Raw genomic sequence first — 8,292 nt, 5'->3', positions numbered from 1 at the left:
CCGTCGCCCAAGCTATGGCGCGTCGGCGACTTGCTGCAGGGATGACACGCGGCGCAAGCGCCTGCGCTGCGCGAAGGCAAGGCGAACCGCGCCGAACTTTGTCAGAGCGAAGGCGGGTTTTTGGCTACGGCGAAATTCCGCTTTGATACCCCGCAGCTTGCTGCGGGGAGCTCCATCATGCAGTGGCTTCATTTTGCAAAAAAGGGGTCTTGATTCTTGACAGATGGGCAATGAATGGGGAACGTTCGTGCAGAAATTGCCTGGGAAGGCTAGGCTCGAAAATGTTTTCGCCTACGTCGGTTGGATTGGGAAAAATGGATCTTCAACATGCGAATAGAAATTATCGGGGCTGAATCTCTCGGTGTTCGAGGCCTGTGCTGCTTCGTAGAGGCCGGAGCAAGGAAGATACTCATCGACCCCGGCATCGCCCTGGGGTATGTTCGTAACGGTTTCGCTCCGCACCCGGCCCAGGTTGCGGTGGGCGAGGCCATCAGGGAAGACATAAAAAAAGCCTGGAGACTTGCCACGGACATCGTCTTGAGTCACTACCACGGCGACCATGTTCCCCTTGTGGATGCAAACCCCTATCAGCTGGATGTCTCTGAGGTGGCAGATCTGAATCCGGGTGTTCGGGTATGGGCAAAAACGGCTGAATATCTTTCCACCAAAGAGCTTAACCGCTCATCTGCCCTCAAAGCGTCGTTGGATGCCAAATGGCAAGAAGGGACGTTGGGCCGCGGGTCTTTCATTTTTTCCACGCCCGTACCCCATGGGGAAAAAAAAGAGCCAGGCGAAAAAGTGATGATGACCAGAATTGAGGATCATACCGTGTTCGTACACGCCTCCGACATTCAGCTTCTAGACGATGATACCGTGGATCTTGTCCTTGAGTGGAAACCGGATGTCCTGCTCGCAGGCGGCCCGCCTCTGTATCTTCAGCGTCTGAGTTCCAAGCAGAGAAACAGGGCATGGGAAAACGCATTGCGGCTGGCAAATTCGGTCGATAGGCTGATTCTTGATCATCATCTCCTGAGAAACAGAGAGGGGCTCGAGTGGCTTCGCCGCCTTTCCATGGAATCGGGCCGGGAAGTGCTGTGCGCGGCTGATTTCATGGGAAAGCCGCGCCTGCTTCTGGAAGCTGAAAGAAAAGCCCTTTATGATGAAATGCCGGTCCCCCCGGACTGGCACCAAGACTATGCAGAAGGAAAAGCCACCACCAGAGGCTTTCACAAATTCATTCCGGGGCACACGGTGAAGAATGAAAAAAGCGGGACATCCATTTGTAAATAAGTAACTGTTCAAGTGTGAAAGAAGCTGGAGGGTAACATTTTAAATATGACGTGTTGACTGCATGTGTTAGATGCTCGGGGAGAGAGGAACTGCTATGAGTGCGCTGCTGATGTGTTTTGCCACAGCATTCTTTGTGTTGTGTACTGCCGAGGCAAGGTGAACAATATCAAGAAATAAATACTTAATCTCTAAGATGTGAGCCTTTGTTGCTTTACATCCTGGGAGGCGTCATTGGCGGACTTTCGCAGGCTCAAGCGGCAGGTGCTGGCGGTTCTCAAGGCCCCTGACTGGGAGAAGGGGCTTGAGTCCCTGCTTGACATCCCGCCCTGGAAAATAATCGGCCCTCTGTTCTCCCTACTGCTGCACCCGCCTGAAATCAAATGGCACGCCGTCACGGCTTTCGGCGTGGTGGTGTCTCGGATGGCGGAACAAGACATACGCGACGCCCTGGCCGTGATGCGCCGGTTCCTGTGGAACATGCAGAGAAATTCCTCCAATTCTGGGTGGGGCATTTCTGAATCCATGGGCGAGGTCATGGCGCAAAGCGAACGGCTGGCCAAAAGATTCCATAAGCAGCTCATCTCCTACATCCAGAACCCCGACTGCTTCGGTTCGGGCAACAATTACATAGAACACCCGCAGCTTCGGCAAATGGCGTACTGGGGTATAGGGAGGCTCTCGGAGGCACGGCCCGAGTTTACGGTCAAAGCCGTCCCCGACCTGCTTCAAGCCCTGCCCGCGGAAGGGGATGTTTCAAAGGGGCTCATCTGCTGGACCCTTGGCTCCCTCAGGGCAAAAGAGGCCCAAAGCGCCCTGGAAGAACTCCTTGAATCGACAAGCAAAATGGAACTTTACCGAGACAGGAGTCTCACGACGGTGACACTGGGCGCTCTGGCCAAAGAGGCGCAGCAGGGCATACAGAACAGGTCCAGGCCTTGAACCGCAACAGATTACCCGGAGCACGGGATAAAGGTGGGCGATCGGGATAAAGGTGGGGACGTAATTGACTATGAGGAGCTATAACGCCACGGGTTACTTAGGCTTCTCCATAACAAAAAATACCGGCTGGCAAATGGGTTTGAAATAATCGGATGCGGCAATGTTCCGCCCACCCCGTTCAGCATTAAAGATAGCGAGCGTCTGGACACTGTCGACGCCCTAATAGAACCTCAACATTTTGTCATCTGTATCAGTACGGACAAAGGGATAAGACAGGAGGAAGAAAAAGGTTTCCCGCCGTGACACAATACATCTCATCGGCGCGATACTTGCGGCCTTGGTCGTGAGCACCTTGCAGGGAAGAACCTTTGACCTGGAGCAATACAAATCGCTGCTAAAGAGGGCAAAGCTAAAAAGCCAGAGAAGATAATGGAGTGGCTGGACAGGGACCCTGATTGGTAGATTTCAAAAATACGGTGTGAAGTAAGGAAATCCCTAAATATATTTCGACTAACTGGGGGTCTATATGAAGGTGACAAGGGAAGAAAAAGGAGATATAATTATATGGTCTGATACTCGGGTCGGGCCATGCCAAGCACTTGAAATTACAAAAGAAACGCTTATAATTTAGGCTAATTAGGGCCTTAGAATGGCATTTTTGGAGTTGAAAACGCCTTTTTAAGAAAGAACTATTTGCAAATGGCTACGAGAGTATTTATTCACGGCCTCGAAAGCAGCAGCAAAGGAACCAAGGGCGTATTCTTCCGGGAAAGATACCCCGACATGATCATCGAAGATTTTCACGGGACCCTTGAGCAGCGGATGAATAAACTAAACAGCCTCCTTTATAAAAAGTCATCCTTGATCATGGTTGGCTCAAGCTATGGGGGATTGATGGCTGCAATATATGCATTTAACAACCAAGAGAGGGTCAAGAAGCTCATTCTTTTAGCGCCTGCCCTCGTTTTTCAGGAATTTGAGCCTCATCTAAAGAAAAGGACTGATACTGCCGTTATCATTTATCATGGAAAGGGCGATGATGTGGTCCCCTTGACACCTCTTCACAAAATTGCCCGCAAGGTCTTTAAAAACCTAACCCTCAACATGGTTGACGACGACCATGTCCTGAGCAGAACCTTCAAATCTATCGACTGGGACAAGCTGCTTGAAATAGAGACAGCGGCGGCGTGTGCTTGAGGAAGCCGGGCCAAAAATAGAGTTCTGATCCAGGACCTGTTATGGAAGAAGACACCAAAAGAAAAATTTCCATTGATCTTGAGGCCATTGGGCAGGCCCTTTTGACCCTGAACTACAGATTGAGCTCCCATGCCTTGAACCTGTGGCAGGGAAACCAAGGCGTTTCATCAGATCACAGTATATATGAGGGTTTCTCTCATATCCTGAATCCTCCTGCCATAAGAGCAATACGGAGCGTGAGCGGCCCAACCAAAAAACGGAGGCGCACTTTTCACCAACTCCTGGGACACTACTTGCAATACCGTCTTTTCCCGTACGAGAATGAATTGTTTATGTGGATGAAGGGAGCAGCCGCCAATGTTGACGGTGAAAAGATCTACTTCAAGGATGTTCTCTCGTGGTGCCAAAAGCGAAGCGATGTTGAAAAGCGGCACATCCTCGAAAAAGAGACAAAGAGCCTATGCAAATTTTTGAAACCCTTTGCCTTGAGCTTCTGGGAGTACCTCCTCAAATTACTCGACGAGAAATTCGGTTACAGCAATTATGCAGCCTACTGCGAGGACAAGAAGGAGGTCGAATACCAGGCTCATATCCCCAGGCTCCAGGCGTTGTTGGAGCAGACAGAAACGTTGTACTTTGAGTCCATGGAATCATGGGCGCAAAGGTCCCTGGGGGCGCCCCTGTCTGAACTGAACCGCTTTGACGCTGTCTACCTTCTTGGACTCGGGGAATTCGACCACCTTTTTCCAGGTGAGATCCCCCTGGTGGACCAACTCAATTTTTTCAATCATTGGGACATACAGGTTAAAGACCTTCAGGGTCTACATCTACACATCGATCACTCGTCCAAAAAGGGCGCTCAGGCCATGAGCTTTCTCTTGAGGATACCAGAGGAGACCCATCTGGTCATGAACCCACAGGGCGGCTGGATCGACCTGGAGACCCTGTTCCATGAAATGGGTCATGGCCTTAGCAGTGCATTCACGTCGCGAGACCTTTCTCTGACGGAAAAGGATTTTTTCACCTCAAACACGCTCTCAGAAACTTATGCCTTCTTGCTCCAGAATATGTGCTTGTCCCCTTGCTTTCTTGAAAGGCAGTTGGGTCTGTCATCCAAGGCGATAGAAGAAATCACTTATTATAAGGCATTGAAGGACGTTTCAGTCTTCAGGAGGTACGCGAGTAAGTTTCTGGCCGAATATCAGATGTTCAAAGAAAACGACCTGGCAAGCGGAGATGCGTACGCCCGTCTTTTAAGAAAACATACAGGTTTTTCCTATCGGCCTGAAACTCAGCTCTTTGATCTTGTGCCCGAATTTTACGCCCTTGATTATGTTCTTTCGTGGATGGCTGAAGCCACCATGGAAAAAATGCTCAGCCAAACGCTCGGTGATGACTGGATGTTCAAATCTGAAGTAGGCAGGATCTTGAAAGATTGGTGGCAGTGCGGCAATCGGTACGAACTTGATGAATTCTTTGCCGTTAAGGGAATAGGTGCGATTGATCCTGGAGACATCGTGAAGAGGTGGCAGCAAAGCATCCCGAGGAAACATCAGTGACCTGACACCAAAAAAGATCCTGTCACCATGAAGTCCTGTCGGGCAAGCCACACTGCGTTTTCGTTAGTTCCACAACCGATTTCTAGAAGTGTCTCGCAACACATCGGGTGAAGAGTTGGGATGAGTAGGGTAGGGGGGATAACTCTGCGTTTTTGTTGGTACGCCTGGCAGGATTCGAACCTGCGACCTACGGATTAGAAGTCCGTTGCTCTATCCAACTGAGCTACAGGCGCACATATTGTTATTTCAAAAGGTTATCTCTCCTTGATATGACCATTCTCAGGATCAGCAAGGCTTGGTTCATTAATAGCGTGTTCGACTTCGAATTTCAAGAACTTTGGATATCCTCCAGGCTTCCACTTCGTGAATACCCGCCCCGTCCTTGGCAAACTCATTCCCTCAAGACATTCTGGTTTTGGGATGTAACCTGGAGTGAGATTCAAGTTCTTGGCTTTCCGTGTCCACAGGATGATCCGAACTCTCCAAACCTGATGACGGCATCCATGAGAAGACTCTCCCGAGGTACACAGACCAGCTAGGCCTGGACGTGGACATGTTTGTCGGGCGTGGTGAAGGTATCATTGATACATACAAGACCCACATGGAGTCATGGTGCAGGTTCCATGGTGTCGAGGATGCCAAGTAACTCTATGCCTGGATGTGGAAGCTCTACCAGGATTTTCGTACTCTTGTCCAGGTGAGATTCGACCTTCATTTTCCCGTTCAGCAGGGCGGCCCTCTCTCGCATGGTCTGGAGTCCCATGCGTTTTTCCTGAAAGGCTTCCTCCGAGCGTTTTTCTACATCAAACCCTTTCCCATTGTCCTCGATGCGAAGGATGATTTCGGGAAAACAGGCCAACAGCCTGATAGTGACATGGCTGGCATCAGCGTGCTTCTGAATATTGTTCAGGCCTTCTTGGATGATGCGATATAAGGCTATCTCTGTATCAAAATCCAGCTTTATGTTATCCAAACCGACCGAAAAGAAGTCCACCTTCAGAGCGTTTCTTTCTGAAAAATCTTCGCAGTAATGGAGGACGGTTTCAACCAGTCCCAACTGGTCCAGGCTGCTAGGACGTAAATCATAAGACAGATCGCGGACAGTCATGATGGATTCCTGAAGTACTTTGGAGAATTCTGAAACCCTCTGCCTTATGCCGGGGGGGAGCTCTGTCTGGTCATCAAACAGGGTGTCGCAGCCGATTTTTAAGGCAGAAAGGTTTCCCCCCACCGTGTCGTGCAAGTCACGAGAAAGCCTTTGCCGCTCGCTTTCTTGCGTCTTCAAAAGTTGTTGACTGAGGCTACGTATTTGCTCTTCGGCCCGCTTACGCTCTTCTATTTCTTGGCCCAATTGCTGAATTGCTATGACCAGTTCAGCAGTGCGCTCATCCACCCGACGTTCCAGTTCATCATGAGCTTCTCGTAGCGCCTCCTCTGCTTGCTTGCGCTCGGCAATTTCATGATTCAACTGTTCATTGGTCTTTTTCATCTCCCCAACCAATTCCTCAAGGTATTTTTTTTGTCGGTCAAATGATAAAAAGACCTTTACTTTACTCAGCAATAATTTCGGCTTGAACGGCTTGGTGAGAAAATCTACTGCCCCGGATTCATACCCTTTGAATATATGGGACTCATCTGTATAAACTGCCGATAGAAAAATTATGGGAAGATCTCTGGTCTTATCTTCATTTCTTATAAATTCTGCCAATTCATATCCATCCATCTTCGGCATTTGCACATCCAGAATCGCCAGGGCAAAGTCATTGTACAAGGTCGCTTTAAGGGCAGTATTGCCATCGGTTGCTTTTATGAACTCTGCATCTACTTCGCTCAGAATCTTTTCACAAAGATATAGGTTTTCCGGTCTGTCATCCACGATCAGAATTTTTTGTTTGAAATCCATTATGTTTTCCCCAATTCTATTAATAGATTCTTAATCTCCTCTAACGACATCACATAATCTGCTCCTACAACATCAATCGCCGCCTGAGGCATGGAAGAAGATTCGGCAGTCTCCGGGTCTTGTACAATAGTCAAGCCGCCCTTCTGCTTAATCTTATCTAATCCATGAGCGCCATCATTATTGGCGCCTGTCAGTATAATTCCAACCAAATCGGATGAATATGTATCTGCCGCACTTTCAAACAATACATCTATGGATGGACGGGCATAATTCACTTTATTATCTATTGATAAAGAAAATATTTTTTCTTTTTCTATAAGCAAATGATAATTGGGAGCCGCAAAATAAATATGTCCTGATTGAATACTTTCTTTGTCATCTGCTTCTTTTACGGCTAATGCACATCTTTCATCATAATACTTTGTCGAAGATTCTCCCTGTGATGGATGAACATGCTGAACAATAATAACGGGAATCGAATAATCTTGCGGTAAACCAGGTAATAACCGGGTGAGCGCTGCCATGCCTCCCTGGGAAGTGCCGATGACAATTGCTTTATATCGTTTTTTTCTGATATATTTTTTCTTTGTTATCAATTCTTTCATAATCTCCCGGAACATCGGAAAATTGAAAACTTTCCTTTGTGCCAAGACACAGGAAACCTCCATGAATCAAGCTGTCGTGAAAGAGCCTGAGTACCCGGTCTTGAAGCGTTTTGTTAAAGTAAATCAAGACATTTCGGCACAATATAAGGTGCATTTCACTGAATGTACTATCGGTCACCAGATTGTGATTGGCAAATGTTATGTTTTTTTTCAATGATTGATCCATAATCACTGAATCATATTGTGCGTGGTAATACTTGGAAAATGAACAAGTTCCTCCTGCATCCTGATAATTCAATGTGTATTGCTTAATATTTTCTAATGAATATATCCCTTCTTTTCCTTTTGTAAGGGCAGGATCATTGAAATCGGTTGCAAAAATGGTTGCCCGGTCATAGAGTCCCTCTTCTTTCAAAACAATGGCTATGGAATAGACTTCCTCCCCGGTTGCACACCCTGCATGCCAGATTTTAATGAAGGGATAGGTTTTCAGATAAGGAACTACCTTTTCTCTGATTGCGCGGTAAAATCCGGGATCACGAAACATTTCGGTTACAGTGATGGAGAAATCATAAACGATCTTTTCAAGAAATGACTTATCGTATAACAATTCCGGAATCATTTCGCTTATTCTCCTATGACCTGATTTCTCCAATAAATGCCGTATCCTTCTCGTAATGGACGCCTTGGCATAACGCCTGAAATCATAGCCATACCGACGGAATAGTGCTTCCAGCAAAAGGTCGATCTCTATTTCTTCAACTTCGGTTTTTTCCATAGGATAGCCCACGAAATAGTT

Annotated in this window: 7 protein-coding genes and 1 tRNA gene; 4 read left to right on the top strand and 4 right to left on the bottom strand. The window is 47.7% G+C overall.

All coding sequences use genetic code 11. From position 1 onward, the window contains the following. Nucleotides 1-327 precede the first annotated feature (327 nt). The 4 genes from JW883_07770 to JW883_07755 all read left to right on the top strand — a co-directional run bounded on the left by JW883_07770 (nucleotide 328) and on the right by JW883_07755 (nucleotide 4,985). Nucleotides 328-1,290, top strand: a complete 963-nt coding sequence (locus JW883_07770; GenBank protein MBN1842160.1) for an MBL fold metallo-hydrolase — start codon at nucleotides 328-330, stop codon at nucleotides 1,288-1,290. A 231-nt stretch (nucleotides 1,291-1,521) separates the two neighbouring features. Beyond that, a complete protein-coding gene (locus tag JW883_07765; protein MBN1842159.1) occupies nucleotides 1,522-2,229 on the top strand; it encodes a HEAT repeat domain-containing protein in 708 nt (235 codons plus the stop codon). Between the two features lie 699 nt (nucleotides 2,230-2,928). Beyond that, a complete protein-coding gene (locus tag JW883_07760; GenBank protein MBN1842158.1) occupies nucleotides 2,929-3,426 on the top strand; it encodes an alpha/beta hydrolase in 498 nt (165 codons plus the stop codon). Nucleotides 3,427-3,467: 41 nt separating this feature from the next. Then, nucleotides 3,468-4,985 carry a hypothetical protein gene (locus tag JW883_07755; GenBank protein ID MBN1842157.1) on the top strand — a complete coding sequence of 506 codons (1,518 nt, stop codon included), beginning with the start codon at nucleotides 3,468-3,470 and terminating at the stop codon, nucleotides 4,983-4,985. 156 nt (nucleotides 4,986-5,141) lie between these two features. Here JW883_07755 and JW883_07750 read toward each other — a convergent pair. From JW883_07750 to JW883_07735, 4 genes are all read right to left on the bottom strand, one after another. Continuing rightward, nucleotides 5,142-5,218 (bottom strand) — tRNA-Arg (locus JW883_07750). Nucleotides 5,219-5,592: 374 nt separating this feature from the next. Then, complete coding sequence (locus JW883_07745; GenBank protein MBN1842156.1) at nucleotides 5,593-6,888, bottom strand: response regulator; 1,296 nt, start codon at nucleotides 6,886-6,888, stop codon at nucleotides 5,593-5,595. Beyond that, nucleotides 6,888-7,493, bottom strand: a complete 606-nt coding sequence (locus tag JW883_07740) for a chemotaxis protein CheB (protein MBN1842155.1) — start codon at nucleotides 7,491-7,493, stop codon at nucleotides 6,888-6,890. The genes JW883_07745 and JW883_07740 overlap by 1 nt, the downstream gene beginning before the upstream one ends. Next, on the bottom strand, nucleotides 7,444-8,271 hold the full coding sequence (locus JW883_07735) for a protein-glutamate O-methyltransferase CheR (protein ID MBN1842154.1): 828 nt from the start codon (nucleotides 8,269-8,271) through the stop codon (nucleotides 7,444-7,446). Before JW883_07735 ends, JW883_07740 begins: the two co-directional genes overlap by 50 nt. Nucleotides 8,272-8,292: the final 21 nt, after the last annotated feature.

The sequence above is a fragment of the Deltaproteobacteria bacterium genome, from assembly GCA_016930875.1.
Taxonomy (GTDB): Bacteria; Desulfobacterota; Desulfobacteria; order Desulfobacterales.
The sequence above is the reverse complement of the archived record's forward strand: the minus strand, read 5'-3'. Positions and strand labels throughout refer to the sequence as shown.

Bases quoted from the DNA above. Each gene is read 5' to 3' on its own strand.
- JW883_07745 (MBN1842156.1), bottom strand. From the start codon at position 6,888: ATGGATTTCAAACAAAAAATTCTGATCGTGGATGACAGACCGGAAAAC.
- JW883_07755 (MBN1842157.1), top strand. From the start codon at position 3,468: ATGGAAGAAGACACCAAAAGAAAAATTTCCATTGATCTTGAGGCCATT.
- JW883_07770 (MBN1842160.1), top strand. From the start codon at position 328: ATGCGAATAGAAATTATCGGGGCTGAATCTCTCGGTGTTCGAGGCCTG.
- JW883_07735 (MBN1842154.1), bottom strand. From the start codon at position 8,271: ATGGAAAAAACCGAAGTTGAAGAAATAGAGATCGACCTTTTGCTGGAA.
- JW883_07760 (MBN1842158.1), top strand. From the start codon at position 2,929: ATGGCTACGAGAGTATTTATTCACGGCCTCGAAAGCAGCAGCAAAGGA.
- JW883_07740 (MBN1842155.1), bottom strand. From the start codon at position 7,493: ATGAAAGAATTGATAACAAAGAAAAAATATATCAGAAAAAAACGATAT.